Origin of the sequence: Kibdelosporangium aridum (assembly GCF_900176515.1) — a bacterium.
GTDB lineage: Bacteria > Actinomycetota > Actinomycetes > Mycobacteriales > Pseudonocardiaceae > Kibdelosporangium > Kibdelosporangium aridum.
On sequence record NZ_FWXV01000003.1, the window covers coordinates 434,351 to 451,398 of the forward strand.

Annotated in this window: 12 protein-coding genes; 4 read left to right on the plus strand and 8 right to left on the minus strand. The window is 66.4% G+C overall.

Annotated features, from left to right (window positions below; translation table 11 throughout):
* Nucleotides 1-28 precede the first annotated feature (28 nt).
* Nucleotides 29-3,667, minus strand: a complete 3,639-nt coding sequence (locus tag B9C43_RS21020) for an ATP-binding protein (protein WP_084428602.1) — start codon at nucleotides 3,665-3,667, stop codon at nucleotides 29-31.
* Between the two features lie 436 nt (nucleotides 3,668-4,103).
* On the opposite strand from B9C43_RS21020, the gene B9C43_RS21025 reads away from it, so the two are divergent.
* Entirely contained in the window at nucleotides 4,104-4,721 is a 618-nt protein-coding gene (locus B9C43_RS21025; RefSeq protein ID WP_033392278.1) for a helix-turn-helix transcriptional regulator, read from the plus strand.
* Nucleotides 4,722-4,741: 20 nt separating this feature from the next.
* Here the strand turns inward: B9C43_RS21025 and B9C43_RS21030 are convergent, their stop codons facing one another.
* Nucleotides 4,742-8,116, minus strand: a complete 3,375-nt coding sequence (locus B9C43_RS21030; RefSeq protein ID WP_143446486.1) for an ATP-binding protein — start codon at nucleotides 8,114-8,116, stop codon at nucleotides 4,742-4,744.
* 256 nt (nucleotides 8,117-8,372) lie between these two features.
* Here B9C43_RS21030 and B9C43_RS21035 point away from each other — a divergent pair, with 256 nt between their 5' ends.
* The gene (locus B9C43_RS21035) at nucleotides 8,373-9,389 is read left to right on the plus strand and encodes a GntR family transcriptional regulator (protein WP_084428604.1); all 1,017 of its coding nucleotides are present in this window, start codon (nucleotides 8,373-8,375) and stop codon (nucleotides 9,387-9,389) included.
* A 314-nt stretch (nucleotides 9,390-9,703) separates the two neighbouring features.
* On the opposite strand, the gene B9C43_RS21040 is transcribed toward B9C43_RS21035, so the two are convergent.
* The 6 genes from B9C43_RS21040 to B9C43_RS21065 are packed head-to-tail and all read right to left on the minus strand — an operon-like array spanning nucleotide 9,704 to nucleotide 14,659.
* Nucleotides 9,704-10,477: a class I SAM-dependent methyltransferase gene (locus tag B9C43_RS21040; RefSeq protein ID WP_160096616.1), complete on the minus strand. Its 774-nt coding sequence runs from the start codon at nucleotides 10,475-10,477 to the stop codon at nucleotides 9,704-9,706.
* The gene (locus tag B9C43_RS21045) at nucleotides 10,438-10,968 is read right to left on the minus strand and encodes a 5' nucleotidase, NT5C type (RefSeq protein ID WP_084428606.1); all 531 of its coding nucleotides are present in this window, start codon (nucleotides 10,966-10,968) and stop codon (nucleotides 10,438-10,440) included. The genes B9C43_RS21040 and B9C43_RS21045 overlap by 40 nt, the downstream gene beginning before the upstream one ends.
* 15 nt (nucleotides 10,969-10,983) lie before the next feature.
* Nucleotides 10,984-11,349 carry a DUF4180 domain-containing protein gene (locus B9C43_RS21050; RefSeq protein ID WP_084428607.1) on the minus strand — a complete coding sequence of 122 codons (366 nt, stop codon included), beginning with the start codon at nucleotides 11,347-11,349 and terminating at the stop codon, nucleotides 10,984-10,986.
* 13 nt (nucleotides 11,350-11,362) lie between these two features.
* Nucleotides 11,363-13,198 carry an asparagine synthase (glutamine-hydrolyzing) gene (asnB, locus tag B9C43_RS21055; RefSeq protein WP_084428608.1) on the minus strand — a complete coding sequence of 612 codons (1,836 nt, stop codon included), beginning with the start codon at nucleotides 13,196-13,198 and terminating at the stop codon, nucleotides 11,363-11,365.
* A gap of 1 nt (nucleotide 13,199) precedes the next feature.
* Nucleotides 13,200-14,192, minus strand: coding sequence for a methyltransferase (locus tag B9C43_RS21060; protein WP_084428609.1), 993 nt, complete (start codon nucleotides 14,190-14,192; stop codon nucleotides 13,200-13,202).
* An 8-nt stretch (nucleotides 14,193-14,200) separates the two neighbouring features.
* Entirely contained in the window at nucleotides 14,201-14,659 is a 459-nt protein-coding gene (locus B9C43_RS21065) for a PhzA/PhzB family protein (RefSeq protein WP_200825626.1), read from the minus strand.
* A gap of 103 nt (nucleotides 14,660-14,762) precedes the next feature.
* Between B9C43_RS21065 and B9C43_RS21070 the strand changes: the two genes are divergently transcribed.
* On the plus strand, nucleotides 14,763-15,599 hold the full coding sequence (locus B9C43_RS21070) for a PhzF family phenazine biosynthesis protein (RefSeq protein ID WP_084428610.1): 837 nt from the start codon (nucleotides 14,763-14,765) through the stop codon (nucleotides 15,597-15,599).
* Between the two features lie 56 nt (nucleotides 15,600-15,655).
* Nucleotides 15,656-16,915 carry a serine hydrolase domain-containing protein gene (locus B9C43_RS21075; protein ID WP_084429116.1) on the plus strand — a complete coding sequence of 420 codons (1,260 nt, stop codon included), beginning with the start codon at nucleotides 15,656-15,658 and terminating at the stop codon, nucleotides 16,913-16,915.
* Nucleotides 16,916-17,048 lie beyond the last annotated feature (133 nt).

Here is a 17,048-nt window from a genome sequence, read left to right on the forward strand (position 1 = left end):
GTTGGCGACCTTACTGTCCGCAGCGGCCCTAGCCCTGGCCGATCAAGTCGTTGGTGATCGCCAGCCTGGAGTCGACGCCCAGTTTGCGCAGGATCCGGGACACGTGCATCTGCACTGTGCTGCGGGACAACGAAAGCTGGGTGGCGATGTCCGCGTTCGGCCAGCCCGCCGCGACCAGCCTGGCGATCCGGATCTCCACTCTGGACAGCGGGCCGGTCGGCACGGTGATCGGCCGCAGGCCGAACGGCGCCAGCCGGGACTCGGCGCGGCGAATATCCCATGCCGCGCCGAGTTCGGTGTAGACGATGATCGCGTCGTGCAGGGCGTCGCGGGCCTCGTCCAGTCTGCGGTCGGCTGCCAGCAGGATCGCCGCGTCCTCGGCGGCCATGCCGTGTTCGACCTTGCGGCCGGTCACCGCGAAGTGTTTGGCCACGGTCAGCAGCGCGCCCGGGTCCTGTTCGATCAGCCCACGGCACCACTGCACCGCGGCGGCCGCCCTTGCCGGGCGGACCTCCATTTCGGCTTCGGTCTCACAGACCTTCAAGGCCTGCTCGGCCAGATCGTGCTCGCCGAGGTCGATCGCGAGCCGGACGAGCTTGGGCAACCACTGGTGCCGCAACATCATCCGGGAGTAGCCGTGATCCAGCGCCGGCGTGAGGATCTGGAGCGCCTCGGTCGAGCGGCCGCGCTGCTCGGCGGCCAGCGCCTGGGCCATCATCAGGAAGTCGATGTTGTCCTTGGCTTCCGGCGTCGGATCGGTCAGCTCCGCCGCCATCTTCAGGTGTCGCTCAAGGCTCACCGAATCATCCCGGTGCACGGCGATCAACGCGGCCGTGCCGTGCAGCAGACGGATCACGCCGTGCTGGCGCAGACCGTAGAAGGTGATCTCCGGTCCGTCGCGCATCACCGAGTCCAAATCGGCCAGTGCCTCGTCCCACCGGCCGAGCCAGAAGTAGTGCACGGCCGCGGCGATGTGCGGGCCACTCGGCAGGTTCACCCGGCTGACCAGATGCCGTGCCGCGTCCAGGGTCTGTCCCGCGTCGTCGAGCCGGTCGAGGTTCTGCAGCGTGAACATCTTGTTGTCCAGGAAGCTGACCAGCAGGTCCGCCAGCTCGGTCTGGCCCGAGATGGCCGAGATCGAGACGTTGATGTGCTCGAGTGCCTCCGGGTGCTTGCGCAACATCGACGCGGTCAGCCACAAGTACTGTGACCACTGCGCGATGGAGAAGGCATCCTTGTCCTCGAGTGCCTTCGCCAGTTCGGCCGCCGCGTCCTGCTCGGCCGACACCGGGTCGTAGAGTCCACTTCGGACGACCATCCACCGCAGCGCCTGGTGCCGGGCCCGCCAGTGCTCCGGTACGTCCGGGTCGCCGATCACCTGGTCGAGCGCCTCGATCGCCCGGGCGTTGTCGTGACCGAGATAGTCCAAATAGGCCAGAACAAGGCGCATTTCCGCGGCCCGCTCCGGATCGGTGGTCATCGCGAGCACCGACCGCGCTTCGGCCTCAGGGCTGCGGCCGAGCCAGAACTTGACCCGTGCCAGCCTCGCGGTGAGCGTTTCTCTTGCCTCGTCGCGCAGTCCTGGACTGGTGATGGCGCGTTCCAGCAGTTCGGCCGCGTTGGTCGGCGATCGGCGGGCGACTGCGTTGGTGTTGGCGATGAGCCACCGCGTTACCCATGCGTCCACCGGCACGCCCGCACCTTGCAACTGGGCTGCCACCAACGAAACTTGGGCCCCAGCCTCGTCGAGGGTCTCGGCTGCCTGCCGGTGCAGGGCGACGCGGACGGCCTCGGGCATCGCCTCGTACAAAGCGCGACGCACCAACGGGTGCCGGAACGCGAAGCGCTGTCCTGCCTCACGCAGCACGCCCGCGGCCGTCGCCTCTTCGATCGCCCTGATCAGCTCGGACGCCGGGCGCGTCATCACCGTCGCCAGATCACCGAGGTCGAACTCGACGCCGAGCAACGCGGCCCACCGCAACGCGTCCTTGGTGAGATTCGCCAGATGACCGGTCCGCCGCGTCACGACCGACGCCAACGTCGGCTGCGCCGTGGTCAGTCCTTCGATATCGATGTCGTCGACATCGGCGACGCCGTCGGCGATCGTAACGGCCTTGTCCCGTACCAAGGCGTGCACGATCTCGCGGATGAACGCCGGATTGCCCGCGGCGCTGTCGGTCAGCCCCAGCAAGGTCGGCCCCGGCTCGGCACCGATCAGCCTGCCGGCCAGCTCGGCCGTGCCCGCCTCGTCGAGCGGCTCGAGCAGATGAAGGTCACCGCCCCACGTCGACACGACCGACCGGAGCTGGTCCAGCTCCGCCCGGCGCGGCAACGGCCGCGCGGAACCGACGAGCAGCAAGGGCAGCTGACGGGTCAACCGGACCAACCGGTGCCATACCAACAGGCTCGCGTCGTCGGCCCACTGCAGATCGTCGAGAACCAGGACCACCGGCCCGTCCGCGCACAGCTGGTCGACCAGATCGATCAGCTGCTCGACGGCGGCCAGCAAGGGATCCTCGGGATGCCACGGCTGCGGGTTGCCTGATTCGCCCGCACGCAAGGACTCCGCGACCGCCACCCGGCGCGGATCCGTCGACCGGACTTCGACACCAAGACAGGAGGTGATCAGGCCAAGGGGAAACCGTCTGCCGACCTCGTCACCCGCCGCCCACAGCAGCTGGCCGCCGCGGTCGGCCGCGTCCCCCAGCGCCGCGGACAACAGCGCGGACTTGCCAATGCCCGACTCACCTTCGACCCACACCGCGGCTCCGGAGCCGTGCAAAGCGTCGGCGAGCCTGTTGCGCAACGCCGAAAGCTCGTTGCCGCGCCCGACGAACACGTCCGGCATCGCGACCTTCGCCAGCGAGGGTGTCCGCGGCGCGGGCGTGCTGGCCGTCGGCCGGGCGACGATCTCGTTGTACACGCGGCGCAGGTTGGCACCCGGCTCGATGCCGAGCTGCTCGATCAAGATCTGTTTGGTCTCTTCGTAGACCTCTAGCGCCTCGGGATCCCGTCCGCCCCGGTGCAGTGCGGTCATCAGCAGGCCGCGCAGGCTTTCCCGCAAGGGATGCGCGCTGGCCAACCGATAAAGCTCTGTTACCGCACCATTGATGTCGCCCGAGCCGAGCATGATCTCGGCCCTGCGTTCCAGCGCGGCCAGTCTCAGCTCAGCCAACCGCTTGCGGTGCAAGGCAGCGGACGGGCCCTGGATTCCGGCCAGTGCCTCGCCGTGCCACAGCGCGAGCGCGGCGTCCATCGCGGCCTTCGCCGCGGTCAAGTCACGGCGGTTCCACAGCTCGTTGGCTGATTCCCTGAGCCGGTCGAACTCGATGACGTCCAACTGGCCGTCGCCGAGCTGCAAGGAATACCCGGATCCCGCGGAGACCAGCGTCTGCCCGCCGGACCACCTGGACCGATCGGGTTCCAGCACACGCCGCAACCGCGACACGTATGTGTAGAGACTGCCGCTGGCACCGGTCGGCGGGTTGTCCCCCCACACCGACGAGACCAGATCTTCCCGTGACACAACACGGTTGGCGCGCATCGCCAGCGCCGCGAACACCGCGCGTTGCCTGCCTGAACCGAGGTCGAGCTGCTCCTCGCCCCGCCACGCACTGACTGTTCCGAGCACCTGGACACGCAGGGGCTCAACCGGCTCCGCCGCCATCTCTCACCCCCGACATCTCCCGCGAGGATACCGTGCAGTAGTCCATTCCAGCACAGCCGGAAGTCGGGAAAGGAACACCCTGCGCATATGCGAAAGTTTTTATGAGCTTCCTGTGAAATTCCCTAGTGTGATGCCTTTCACACTACTTTATGACGCTCCGTAACCACCCAGTCCCCTGACCAACAGGGCAGATCTGACTGTCCAAAAGACGCCGAACAGGTGAAACGTCTTCTCCTTCCGCGCCGGATGAGCTTGAATACTTCAGCCGGGCGAGAGCACAAACCGGATCTATCCGGACATTCCGCCGTCTGGGTGACCCCTGTCACCATCGCCGTCAAGGTTACTTGCGGGTTCGTTCAAATCGCGGCAAGAGTTTATGAAGGCCTTTGGCCAAGACTTAATCCCATTCCACAGGCGAGCATGTCGGGAAGGCGCGATGGAACGGGTAAAGGTCGTCATACAAGCCACCGATCCCATCACCTACGTTGGGCTGTCCAGCTACCTCCAGCAGAGACCGGAGGTCTTGGTGGTCGAACAGCGGGATCAGGCCGACGTGCAGGTGCTGTCGACCGAGCGGGTGGGCCCGGAAGCGTTGGCACGGTTGAGGAATTCGGCAGCCGACGGGGGGCTGCCGACTGTCCTGATGACCGGCGAGCTTGGCGAGGCGCCACTGCTGACTCTGGTCGAGTGCCACGTCGTCGCGATACTGCCGAAGAACTCCGTCACCGGAGACCAGTTGGTCGACTGCATCGTGGCCGCTGCCGCAGGCAACGGCGTCATGCCCCGCGATGTACTCGGCACCCTGCTGCGCCGGATCAAGGTGCTGCAGCAGGAAGTGCTGGCTCCCAACGGGTTGAGCGCGTCCGGCCTCGAACCTCGTGAGGTGGACGTGCTGCGGCTGATCGCGGAAGGCTGGGGCACTGAGGAGATCGCCAAGGAACTGGCGTACTCCGAGCGGACCGTGAAGAACGTCATCTTCAACATGACGAGCCGGCTGCACCTGCGCAACAGGGCACACGCGGTGGCTTACGCCCTACGAGCGGGTGTCATCTAGATGCGGCAAGGGCCGTGGCGTCACATGCCGAGCTCGGCCAGTCTGGCCGACGTGGAGTCCAGGTCCCATTGGGCCCCGACTTCCGCGAAGATCGCCGCGGCCTCGGCAAAGGCGGCGCGGGCATCGGAGAAGAGCCCGCGTTCGGCGAACAGTTCGGCGACGTCGCCGAGTGTCGACGCCAGCTCGATCGGCCTGCCCACCCGCCGATAGTGCTCCGCCGCGACCAGCCCCGGCTCGGGATCGCGCGTGAGCAACGCGGTACATCGGTGCAGCGCGCAGAAAGCCCGCGCGGGCACAGGTTCCCTGGCGGCCTCCAGCTCGAGCACCTCGACGGCCTGCTCGACCTTCTCCCAGTCGCCCAGTTTGATGGCGACTCGAACCAGCGGCGGCAGCCACTGGTGGCGCAGCATCATCCCGGCGTAACCCGGTTGCAGGATCGGCGCAAGTTCCTCGTACCCCCGTCGCAAGTCCCCGACTTGGACAGCGACGAGCGCGCGTGCGGCCAGGACGAAATCGAAGTTCTCCAACTCCGCCTTGGTGGTCACGAGATAGTGCTCGGCCACGTCCAGGTGGGCGGTTGCCGCGATGTGATCGCCACGGCGTCCGGCGATCAACGAGAACAGCCCGTGCAGCAACAACCTCGCCGGTCCCGCGTCGATCAGACCGGCGTACGTGATCGTCGGCCCGTCGCCGGTGATGGTGGTGAGCGCCTGCAGCGCCTCGTCCCACCGGCCCCGCCAGTAATGGTGCACCGCGGCGGTCACGTGCAGTCCGATCGGCAGTCCGTTCACCGGGCAGATGTCGGCCGCCACACCCAGGGTGGCGTCGGCTTCGTCCAGCCGGTCGAGGTTCTGCAGCGTGTAGATCTTGTTGTCCAGTAAGTCGTACTGCATTCCGACGTACTCTTTGCGTTCCCGCACAAGGTCGATCGCCTCGTCCACGTGCCGCAGCGCCGCGAGGTGGTCGCGGCGCATCGAGTCGACCAGCCACCTGGTCTGCAAGGCGTGCGCCGCGTAGAAGCTGTCACCCGCCGTGATCGCTTCCTCGTAAGCGTCCTTGGCCGCGATCTCGGCGGTGTCGATGTTGCTCATGTCGCGCCGCAGGTACGCCAGCAAAGCCCGGTGCCGCAGCCGCCACTGCTCCGGCAACGCCGGATCCACCGGTACCTCGGTCAGGATCGAGATCGCCTCGACCCGTCTGCCCTGCCGGTACACGATCGCCGCGAGCAGCTGCCGGACCTCAGCCGCCAGCACCGGATCGGTGCAGATCGCCAGCGCGTGCCGCGCCTTCGCTTCCGGGTCACGGGAGAGCTGGAACAGCACCCGCACCTCGATCGCCTGGAGCACTTCGCGGTTCGGGTCGCCGATGTCCAAGGTGTCGATCACTTGCGCGAGCAGTTCCGCGGCGACCTGCGGAGCGCGCCCGGCGAGCTCGGCGACGTGCTCGGCCAGCCACCCGGCCACCCACGGCTCGACGTACCCGCCCGCGGCGACCAACTGCTCGGACACGCGGTGCGGCGGTGCGCCCGCTTCGGCGAGCACCTTGGCAGCCTGCCGGTGCAGCACACCCCGGGTGGGCCCCGCGATGCCGCCGTAGACGGTGTCACGCATGAGCTGGTGGCGGAAGGTGAGTTTCGGGCCTTCCTCGACGAGGACGTTCGCGTTCACCGCGTCGGTCACCGCGCGCACGAGATACCACACCGGCCGCTCGGAAACCGCGGCGATGTTGCCGATCGTGGCCTCGGGGCCGAGCACGGCCACCCAGACAAGCATCTCTTTCGTGCTGTCGGACAACGACTTTGACGATCGTTCGACCGCGGCGACGAGCGAGCGCGGCGCGTCCTCCGCTTTGGACTCGTCGATGTAGGCGACGCCGTCGATCATTTCCACCGCGCCGTCGAGCAGCAGTGCGTTCACGACTTCCCGCATGTACAACGGGTTTCCGTCGGCGCGGGAGGTGATCCGGCGCAGCACCCGGCCAGGGCGCGCGCCGACCAGCTCGGTCAGCAGCGCTTCACTCTCCACAAAGGAGAGCGGCCGCATCGCGATCGCGGTGCCTCGTTCCGCACCGCTTTCGATGTAGCGCCGCAGCTCGGTCAGCTCCGCCCGGCCGTGACCGGTGTTGGCCGCGCAGATCAACAGCAGCGGCAAGCGGTTCGTTGCCTCGCATAGCCTTCGCCACGTCTGCACGGTGTCTTCGTCGGCCCATTGGATGTCGTCGAGCACGAGGACGAGCGGCCCGGTCGCGCAAATTCGTTCGATCATCGAACCAACTGATTCACCCTGCGGCAGCTTGCGGCCCATTCCCAGGCATTCCAGCATGATCTGCAGCGGGAACCGGCCGGCCAGCTCGTCGGCCACGGCCCAGCCGACCTGCACGGCGTTGATGTCGACGTCCGCCAGCGCGGCACCGAGCAGTGCGGACTTGCCGATGCCCGGCTCGCCCTCGATCCAGATCGCTCCGCCGGCACCCTGGGACACACCGGCGAGTCGCTCACGGACTTGTTCGAGTTCCGCGCGCCTGCCGACAAACGGCCGGTCCTTGTCCCGCGCCGCGCTGCACGGCCGGACATCGAGCCGTGGCGTGTCCGGCTCGGCCTGGAACATCTCGTTGCCCGCCAAGACATCGGCGTGCACCTGGCACAACGCCGGGCCTGGATGCGCTCCCAGCTCCCGCAACAAGGTCGCGCGCGCGTCGGCGAACACGTCAAGCGCCTCCGCGTGCCTGCCGCTGCGGGCCAGTGCGATCATCAGCAGTTCCCGCAACGACTCCCGCAGTGGATGGTCACGAACCAGGACTTCCAGGTCCGCGGCGACCTCGACGTGGTCGCCCAGTTCCAGCCGTGCCCGGGCGAACGTCTCGACCGCGCGCAGCCTGGCCTGTTCCAACCTGGTGCGTTCCTGCTCGGCGAAAGGTCCTGGCACACCGGCGAACGCCTCGCCGCGCCACAACACCAGTGCCTCGCCGAGCTTTTCGGTCACGCCACGGTGGTCTCCCCGTGCCGCCAACGCGTTCGCCTGCTCGCAGAGCTCGTCGAACAGCGTGACGTCCACCTGCTGGGAGTCCACACGCAACGAGTAACCGTTTCCTGAGGACACAATGAGTTCACGGCCGAGGTCGCCGAGTGTCCGCCGCAGGCCGGACATGTAGGTGTAGACGCTGCCGTCGGCGCTGGCAGGCGCGGAGCGGCCCCACACCGCTTCGACCAGCTCAGCCCGGGACACCGTCTGCCCGGACCGCATCGCCAGGACAACGAAAACTGCCCGTTGCCGAGCGGGCCCGAGCCCGATCTCCACGTCGGCGTTGACCACCCTGACCGGGCCAAGCAACTCGACCCTTGGCGCGGTACGCCGACCTTGCTCCCCCAGTGCACTCGCTTCGATCCCGAGAGGCACAAGGTCAACCCTACCCCAGGTTGATCGGGCCTTTCTTTTCGCAGTTTCAATGGCACAACTGAAGCACCTTTAAACCGTTCCGCACCAACAAGATCATTTACAGTTGACCGCGGCTTTACCCATTTCTCTTGTCCATAATGGACAAATTCGTTGTTTCGCGCACGGCTGTAGAGTCTTTCGGGCAAGAGTGATCCTTCCGCGGGCCTGGTCAGGTAATCCTGTGCTGAGTAGTCCTCAGGTCCCCCAAGGAGTTCCCGTGTCGCTCACTCTCTCCGAAGCAGCGGGTGCGGTGCAGACAGGCCACGGCCAGCCGCCCGCGCTCGGCCTGTGGTCGACCGCCGACCGTGGCCGCACACTCGTCGTGCACGTCCCGCACAAGCAGAACGAGCGGATCGCCGATATCTCAGTCAATGAGAACTCACGCTCGGTGCTCGTCGAAGTGGTCCGGATCGGCGTGCCAGGAGACAACGGCGCGAGACTGGTCCGCTCGACCCGGAGCGTGCCGCTCGCCGCGCCCCTTGGCAACCGCAGGCTCACGATGACCTGGGACGGCGCCAAGGTGCCGTTGCTGCAGGCAGTCCCGGCGGGCGGAGAGGACACGCAGGAGTCGGCGGCCGAGCGCGCGAAGAAAGAGTTGGTCACGCTGATCGACACCCTTGAACCAGGGTCAGCGCTGCCATCGGAGCGGGTGCTCTCGGAAAGGCTGGAGATCGCCCGGATGACGCTCAGGCACGCGGTCGACGAGCTGACGCTGGCCGGAAAGGTGTCACGCCGCCGGGGAAGCGGGACCTACGTGGCGGAGTCGAAGCTGCTCTGCCGGATCACCCCGGACGGCCTCGACCTCGACCCGACGTCGCCGGGAGCCGGCTTCGGCCACGTGCACGTGGTCCGGGACGTGGTGGAAGCGGACGAGCAGGTGGCAGCGGACCTCGGAATCGACCGGCGGGATCTGGTACTGCACATCGGCAGGCTGTTGCTGGTCGACCACAGGCCATTCGGACTGGTGTCGCGCCACATCCCGATCGCCCGGCTGGCAGAAACCCCAGGAGCGCCGAGCGCGTTGCGGTGGTTCTCGGAGCGCACGTCCAGGGTGGACACGCGGATCCAGCTGTCGACGGCGACGCCGGCGGAGGCGAGGCTGCTGGACTTGAGCCAGGTCCAGCCCATGCTCGCCTGGCACAAGATCGCGTTGGACGACAAGGACACGCCGTTGGAGCGGACGCGGGTGCTGGCTCGGGGTGACCGGGTTGTCCTCGACCTTTCGGGGCAGTAAGAGCTGGGAACGTTTCCATGGACGGTCCACTGTGTACGTAGTGGCTGGGGTGGCGGGCACAGTGGACCGGACCACGGATGACGGCTTCACGCCAGGCGATAGGCGAATATTTCCGGCAAATTGAACACGTGAGCTAACAATTTCTCGCGTTCACCTGAAACCCGGAACATTCGAAAGCCACAACGCCACGACATAGCACACGTAGGCGCCGGCGCCGCCGAAGAAAGCAGCCAGAAACCCTGCCGGACCAAATCCATGGCCGTGTGGCTCTCCAGCACGCCTGCCAATCGGACCGTCATCTCGGGTTCCCCGTGCTAGGAGGTTTCACCTTTCTGGCCCCATGCCGCAATGCCGAGCCATGTGTAGTCCACAAAGGATGGATCGCGGTAGGCGGCGTGCGCCGATGCCAGTTCTTCGGGGGTGATCAGTCCCGCGGCGATGGCTCGTTCGTCCGTCAGTCGCATTGTGGCGCTTACCCAATTGGCCATCGCTGTACCGCCTTGGACTGGTGGGGCGCAGAGTTCGGCGCCGCAGTCGCGCAGACCGGCGGCTATCAACGGCTGCGGAAGTGTGCGCACCCAACGGGGTTCTGAGCCCAGGCCTTGGCCGTAGATTGTCAGCGCGGCTTCCATGGCGCGGGCGACCACTGGGCGGCTGGAGAGTTCCGGGGTTGGGGCGCCGCCTTCGATCAGCAGTGTTCCGCCTGGTTTGAGCCAGGACACCATTCGCTCTATCGCTGTCTGCCTGGCCGGCAGGTGTTCCATCACGTACCGGCAGTGGATGAAGTCGAATGTCCCCGGTGCGTCGTCGACCAGGACGTCGTGGCGCAGGACTTTGACTCCCAGCTCCGACAGGGGCGCCAGCAAGTCGATCGTCAGATCGGTGGCGACCACCTCACGCGCCCGCGACGCCAGCGCTCGGGCGATCGAGCCCGCTCCCGCGCCGACTTCCAGGCACGACCACGACGACTTGATTCCTGTTCTGTCTATGTTCCGGATGCTGATGGGGTCGAAGACCTGCTCAAGCAGGGCCAGCCGCTGCCGCTCCGTCACGTCCGCTGGGTCAACGAACTCGTGCCACTGAGCCACGCTTCTCCCTCGACGATGGTGTGGAACTCCTCCCAGGAGGACACCGTAGTGGCGGGATGGGTCTGGGTGGGGAAATGCGACCACCACACCGGGCGCGGGTGGCCCGCGGCGATCAGGTCGTGGCAGACGCGCGGGGAGTCGTCGAGGAAGACATCCGTTGGACGGCAGTTCTTGTCCACCGACACCGTCAGCGAGTGCACCGGGAAGGTCCACTTCCGCAGCCATTCGGCTGTCCGATGCCACGCGTCGGAGGCGGCCACGCCGTTGAACGCGCGTGCGGTGATGTAGTGCAGCCGATGGCCGGCACGTGCGAGCCGCTTGACGGCCCGCATCGCACCGGGCAAAGGCGCACCCTCGGTGAAGAGGATGCCGTCACGTACACCGCGGCTGCAGAGGGCGAAAAACTCGTCGTGGTTGAGGCCCCACTGCCGCTGGTACCAGTCCCACGTCTCGGCTTTGTCGAGGCCTATGTCGAGTGAGCGGGACTCCATGCGCTCATGGTCGCCTCAGCCGCGCAACAGCTCCGCAAGGTGCTGCTTGTCCCGGGCGAACCAGACGTGCCGTCCCTTGTTGGTCTCACGGACCCAGTCCTGGAAGGGCTTGCTGGCGTAGCCGGAGACGTCGCCGAGGATCACCAGGCCCACGCCGTAGCTGGTGAACTTCTGCGCCATCATCCCGGCGAACCCGGTGCTCAACGTGAAGAAATCCGAACACAGCCTGCTGGCAGGAACAACCGCCCACTTGGCGTCCGCGCCGTGGTGCCCAGCGGCGACGATGAGGTCCAGCGCGTCGTTCTCGGTGGCCAGGGCCGGGCCGTCGGCGCCGAGAACGAAAACAGGAACATCCTCTATGTGTTCGAGTTGATCGGTCACGCTTTCGATCGTACTAATCGGGGCGATCGATTATCGGGTCGTACATGTCGATCCAGTGGTACAGATCCAGGACCCGGTCGATGCCCCGCCGGACGTTGCTCGGCATCGAAGCCGGGTCCATGGCGATCACGTCGGTCAGCCAGTCCCAGTCGATCAGGGACATCGCCAGGTGGTCGCGGTCGGCGAGGACCTCCTTGGCCTGCGCCTGGAGTTCGGTGTTGTACCGGGGATCCTGCGTCGACGGGTAGGAAGCCTTCAACCGCGCCTGCACCGAACCGGGCACGACGTGCGACGTGGCGTGCCGCAGCAGGCTCTTTTCCCTGCCGTCGAAGGACTTCATCGACCACGGTGTGTTGTAGACGTACTCGACCAGCCGGTGATCGCAGAACGGCACGCGCACTTCCAGGCCGACGGCCATCGAGATCCGGTCCTTGCGGTCGAGCATCATCCGGACGAACCGGGTCAGGTGCAGGTGTGAGATGGTCCGCATCCGGCGTTCCAAGGCAGACTCGGAGTCGAGGTGTTCCACGGCGGCAACGGCATCCGAGTACTGCGCAGCCATGTACCCGGGGATATCCAGGTGACCGCGCAGATGCGGGCACATCAAGGCTGCCCGGTCCCCGCTCATCGCACTGTGGTAGACCAGCCAAGGGAAGTTGTCCGTACCGACCACGAGTGGATCGTGGAACCACCGGTAGCCGCCGAAGACCTCGTCGGCCGACTCTCCGGACAGGGCCACAGTGGACTCGGCCCTGATCGACTCGAACAGCAGGTACAGCGAGGTGTCCATCTCGCCGAACCCGATGGGCATGTCACGGGCCGCGATCACTTTGCGGCGCAGCTCCGGGTCGCCCAGCAGGGCCGACGACAGGGTCACGAACTTGTGCTGCGGGTTGACCATCGACACGACGTCACGGATGAACGGCGTGTCCGGGGTGTCACGGGCCTCGTCGGCACGGAAGGTCTCTTCACGGCCGATGAAGTCGACCGAGAAGGTGCGCAGCTCCGAGCCCACAAAGGACGATGCCAAACCGGTGATGGCACTGGAATCCAAGCCTCCGGACAGCAGGACGCACCGCGGCACGTCGGCCACCAACTGCCGTTCGACAATGTCGGTCAGCAGCTCCCGCACAGTGCCTACTGTGTCCTCAAGGGAATCGTTGTGTGGCTGGGGTTCGAGCCGCCAGTACGTGTGCGCCGCGATCCCCGAGCGAGACACAGTCAGGATCTGGCCGGGCTCGACCTCGTACATCCCCTTCCACAACGCCCAACGCGGTGCCTGCGTGAATGCGACCAGTTCGCGCAGGCCGTCCATGTCGACGATCCGCGGCATGGCCGGGTTGGCCAGAATCGCCTTGGGCTCCGATCCGAACAGGACACCGTCGGGCGTCGGATAGTAGTAGAAAGGCTTGATGCCCAGGCGGTCCCGGACCATCACCAGCTTCTGGTCACGTTCGTCCCAGATCGCGAAGGCGTACATCCCGTTCAGCCGTGAGGCCAGATCGGCGCCCCACTCAAGATAGCCGTGCAGCACGACCTCGGTGTCGCTGGCAGTGCGGAACTTGTGCCCCAAGCCTTCCAGAGCACGACGCAGTTCGGTGAAGTTGTACGTCTCACCGCTGTACACCAGCGTCACGGCACCGCGAGGAGTTTCCACGGTCATCGGCTGCCGGCCACCGGGAAGGTCGATGATCGCCAGCCGGCAGTGCCCGAGAGCCACATGCCGACGCACCCACGTTCCCGACGCATCGGGGCCACGGCAGGACATCGTGGCAGTCATGTCGTCCACAACGGACTGGCGGGTGGTGAGGTCGGCGGAGTACGAGACCCAGCCCGTGATGCCGCACATGTCAACGCGGCCTGGCGATGATGGCGGTGGTCTCCACGGGCAGGTCCGCGACCCGCTCGACCTCAAGACCGGCCCGCTCCAGCAACGACGTGAACTTCTCGACCGTCCGGTGCCTGCCGCCGTTGGTCATCAGCAGGTGGAGGTCCCACAACGCGGGCAACATCGTGGAGTCCGAGTCCACGACGACACGCTCCAGGATGATCAAGCGTCCACCCGGGTTCATCGCTTTGCGGCAGTTCTCGAAGACTCCCACGATCGAGTCGTCGCTCCACCCGGCCAGCACGCGGCACAGGAAGTACACGTCCCCGCCTTCGGGGACCGCCACGAACATGTCCCCACCGAACAGCTCGACCCGGTCGAAGGCCGCCAAATTCTTCCGTGCCACCGGGATCACGTGCTCACGGTCGAGCAACATGGCTCGCGCGTCCGGCACCGCGGACAGGATCGCCGCGGTCAGCTGGCCGGGTCCGCCACCGACGTCCACAAAGGTCTTCCCGGACAGGTCGACGACCTCGGGGACATAGTCGAAGAACAGGTTGCCCGCTTTCATCGCGAGCTGGAAACGCGTTGTGGCTTCTGGGTTCTGACTGAGGTATGTGTACAGCGGGGAACCGTAGGCGATCTCGAAGCCGGCGGTCAGTGTGGTGATGCACTCGACGGCGTGGCCCCAGGCGGTGTAGAACTCCTCGCCGTACAACAGGCACATGTCACGCAGCGAGTCCGGATCGTCCAGCAGCACCGAACTCACCGGGGTGTTGCGGTATCCCCGGACGCCGTCGCCCTCGAACACACCGACCGCGACCAGCAGGCGCATCAGCCGGTGAATGCCTTCCTCCACAGCGCCTGTCGCTTCGGCCAGCTGGGCGTTCGTGGTCTTGCCGTCCTCGATCAGGTCGGGGATGCCGAGTTTGACCGCCGTGTACAGGCACTGCGCGCGCCAGCCGCCGGTGATCAGTTCGACGGCCTCGGTGGCCGCCTTCAAGTCGACCTGCACAACAACTCCTAGGTGGGGATGCCGCCGCGATTGATCACCGGTACCTCGATGCCCAGCGCCCTGAGCTGGTTGAACGGGTTCATGAACTCCCGCTGGACGGCGATCCGGCCGTCCCGCAGCTCGAAGGAGTGGATGAAGTGGTTGCGGTAGTGCCCAGGCGGGTAGGACGGGTAGAGGATCTTGCCTTCGCCGTCGCACTCGGCCCAGAACCGGTTCGGGTCCTGGGTTTCGAAGATCTCGACGTTGAACCAGACCCAGTCGGGGAACATCCGCAGCGACCATTCGCCGTGTGCCTTGAGCTTCTCGTGGCCGGTGGACACGATCGGCTGCTCGGTGTCCCCTGTGTACAGTCCGGCGCTGCCGTCCGGGGTGAAGAGCAGGTAGCGGGTCAGCCGGTTCTCGCCCTGCCTGCTCAGGTAGTCCTCGACGACCGCGCGATGGATCCGCCGCAGCTCACTGTCATTCATTTCGGACCTCCGGAATATTGGTAACGACTGGCCCGGGAAATTGTCAAACCGTGTCCAACCACGGAGTTGGACACAGCGCTGACCGCGAAGCTAGCGTCGAAGAATGCACAACTATGTGGTCGCCGACGTATTCACCGACACGATGCTCGAAGGCAACCCGGTTGCCGTTTTCCTGGACGCGGAGGACATTCCGCCGGACCGGATGCAACGCATCGCAGGCGAGCTCAACCTTTCCGAGACGGTGTTCGTCATGCCCCCGGAAGACGGTGGTGACGTGCGGCTTCGGATCTTCACGCCGGTCAACGAGCTGCCCTTCGCCGGCCACCCGACGATGGGCACGGCGTTTGTCCTCGGCGAGCTGACCGACAAGGACAGCATTCTGCTTGAAACCCGGATGGGCATTGTTCCGTTTGAATTCGACCGCGTCGGCGGAAAGGTGCACCGGGCACGAATGCGGCAGCCCATTCCGGAGTGGCGGCCGTACGAAAAAGCCGATCACTTACTCGAGGCACTGGGCTTGAAAACATCGACTCTGCCGGTCGAGATATACCGGAACGGACCGAGGCACGTGTTCGTCGGCCTGCCCGACGTCGCGGCGCTGTCCGCGCTGCGGCCCGACCTGCTGATGCTGGCCGACCACTTGGACATGGCGGCGAACTGCTTCGCCGGTGCGGGGACCGAGTGGCGGATGCGCATGTTCTCCCCTGCGTACGGGGTGGCCGAGGACGCGGCGACCGGATCAGCGGCCGGACCGCTGGCGATTCACCTCGGGCGGCACGACCTGGTGCCGTTCGGGACCAGGATCGAGATCCAGCAAGGCGTCGAGATGGGCCGGACCTCGAAGATGTACGCCCAGGTGACCGGCACACCGGACCAGATCGACATGGTCGAGGTCTCCGGTCAGGCCGTGGTCATCGCACGCGGAACAATGCTGCTCTGACACCGTGTCAGCGCCGTGACTGCCCGGCGTCAGGGCGGTCCGTGATCGTCATCGCCATGACGAATTCAGAGATCGACAAGAACAGCGCGACGAGCGGATCCGGTGACTATGTCGCGGAAGGCTGGGGCAAGGTCGCCGACGCGTTCCGCGCGAACTTCGACACCAACCCCGGCGAGGTCGGCGCGGCGTGCTGCGTCTACGTGGACGGACGGCCGGTCGTCGACCTGTGGGCAGGCATTGCCGATCGCGAAGCGAACCGGCCGTGGGATCAGAACACCATCGCCTTGGTCGCGTCCACAACGAAAGGCGCCACCGCGATCTGCGCGCACATGTTGGTGCAGCGTGGTTTGCTGGATCTGGACGCCCCGGTGGCCAAGTACTGGCCGGAGTTCGCCGCCAACGGCAAGGAACAGATCCCGGTGCGCTGGGTGCTTTCGCACCAAGCCGGTCTGCCGATCGTCGACGGTCCGTTGACGTTCGAAGAGGCGTGCGCCTGGGACCCCGTCATCCGTGCACTCGAAGCGCAGAAACCGCTGTGGAAGCCAGGAACAGAGCACATCTACCACGCCGCGACGTTCGGATACCTGGTCGGCGAGATCGTGCGTCGGATCACCGGCAAGACACTCGGCACGTTCTTCGCCGAGGAGGTCGCTGGTCCGCTCGGGCTGAGCGCCTGGATCGGGTTGCCCGAGGAACACGAGCCACGGGTGGCCCGGATCGAGTACGCCGCGCCGTTCACCCTTGAGGAGATGACCGCCGGACTGATCGAGATGACCGGCCTGGACGCGGACACGGTTACCGCGTGGATGACCGCCCTGTGGACTCCGGGCTCGCCTGCCGCCCTCGCCGGCACACTGGGCGGTGCCTTCGATCCCACAATGGACATCAACGCGCTGCGCGCATACCGTGCGGCCGAGATCCCAGCTGGGAACATGCTCACGGACGCACGCTCGTTGGCACGGATGTACGCCGCCACGGTCAGCGACGTCGACGGAGTGCGGCTGCTCGATCCGGCGACGGTCAGGCAGGCGACGGAGGTCCACACCGACAAGACGCCGATGCATGGACTGCCGCCGGGGCTGGATCTTCCGGCGGACCGCACGTTCAACATGTCGCTGGGGTTCTGGCGGGCCTGCCCGCCGATGCCGTTGACCGGGCCGGGGTCGTTCGGCCACCCGGGCGCGGGCGGGTCGATCGGCTTCGCGGACCCCGATGCCGGCGTCGGGTTCGGCTACATCACGAACCTCTGGTCCTACCGAGTCGGCGAACCGCGGGCGACGAACCTGGCCGAGGCTGTCCGATCCTGCCTCGGCTGACGGAGTGCCTAGCCTGGGACGGCGGGCCGGGTCGGTGCCCTTGCGGCGGGCGAGCAGCCAGTGCCCGCGCCCAGGCTGCCAGCCGATCCGGTTCGCGACCCACTTCCGCTGCCCGTGCGAGCACGACAGGTTT

Bases quoted from the DNA above. Each gene is read 5' to 3' on its own strand.
- B9C43_RS21065 (WP_200825626.1), bottom strand. From the start codon at position 14,659: ATGAATGACAGTGAGCTGCGGCGGATCCATCGCGCGGTCGTCGAGGAC.
- B9C43_RS21075 (WP_084429116.1), top strand. From the start codon at position 15,656: ATGACGAATTCAGAGATCGACAAGAACAGCGCGACGAGCGGATCCGGT.
- B9C43_RS21020 (WP_084428602.1), bottom strand. From the start codon at position 3,667: ATGGCGGCGGAGCCGGTTGAGCCCCTGCGTGTCCAGGTGCTCGGAACA.
- B9C43_RS21045 (WP_084428606.1), bottom strand. From the start codon at position 10,968: ATGGAGTCCCGCTCACTCGACATAGGCCTCGACAAAGCCGAGACGTGG.
- B9C43_RS21070 (WP_084428610.1), top strand. From the start codon at position 14,763: ATGCACAACTATGTGGTCGCCGACGTATTCACCGACACGATGCTCGAA.
- asnB (WP_084428608.1), bottom strand. From the start codon at position 13,198: ATGTGCGGCATCACGGGCTGGGTCTCGTACTCCGCCGACCTCACCACC.
- B9C43_RS21025 (WP_033392278.1), top strand. From the start codon at position 4,104: ATGGAACGGGTAAAGGTCGTCATACAAGCCACCGATCCCATCACCTAC.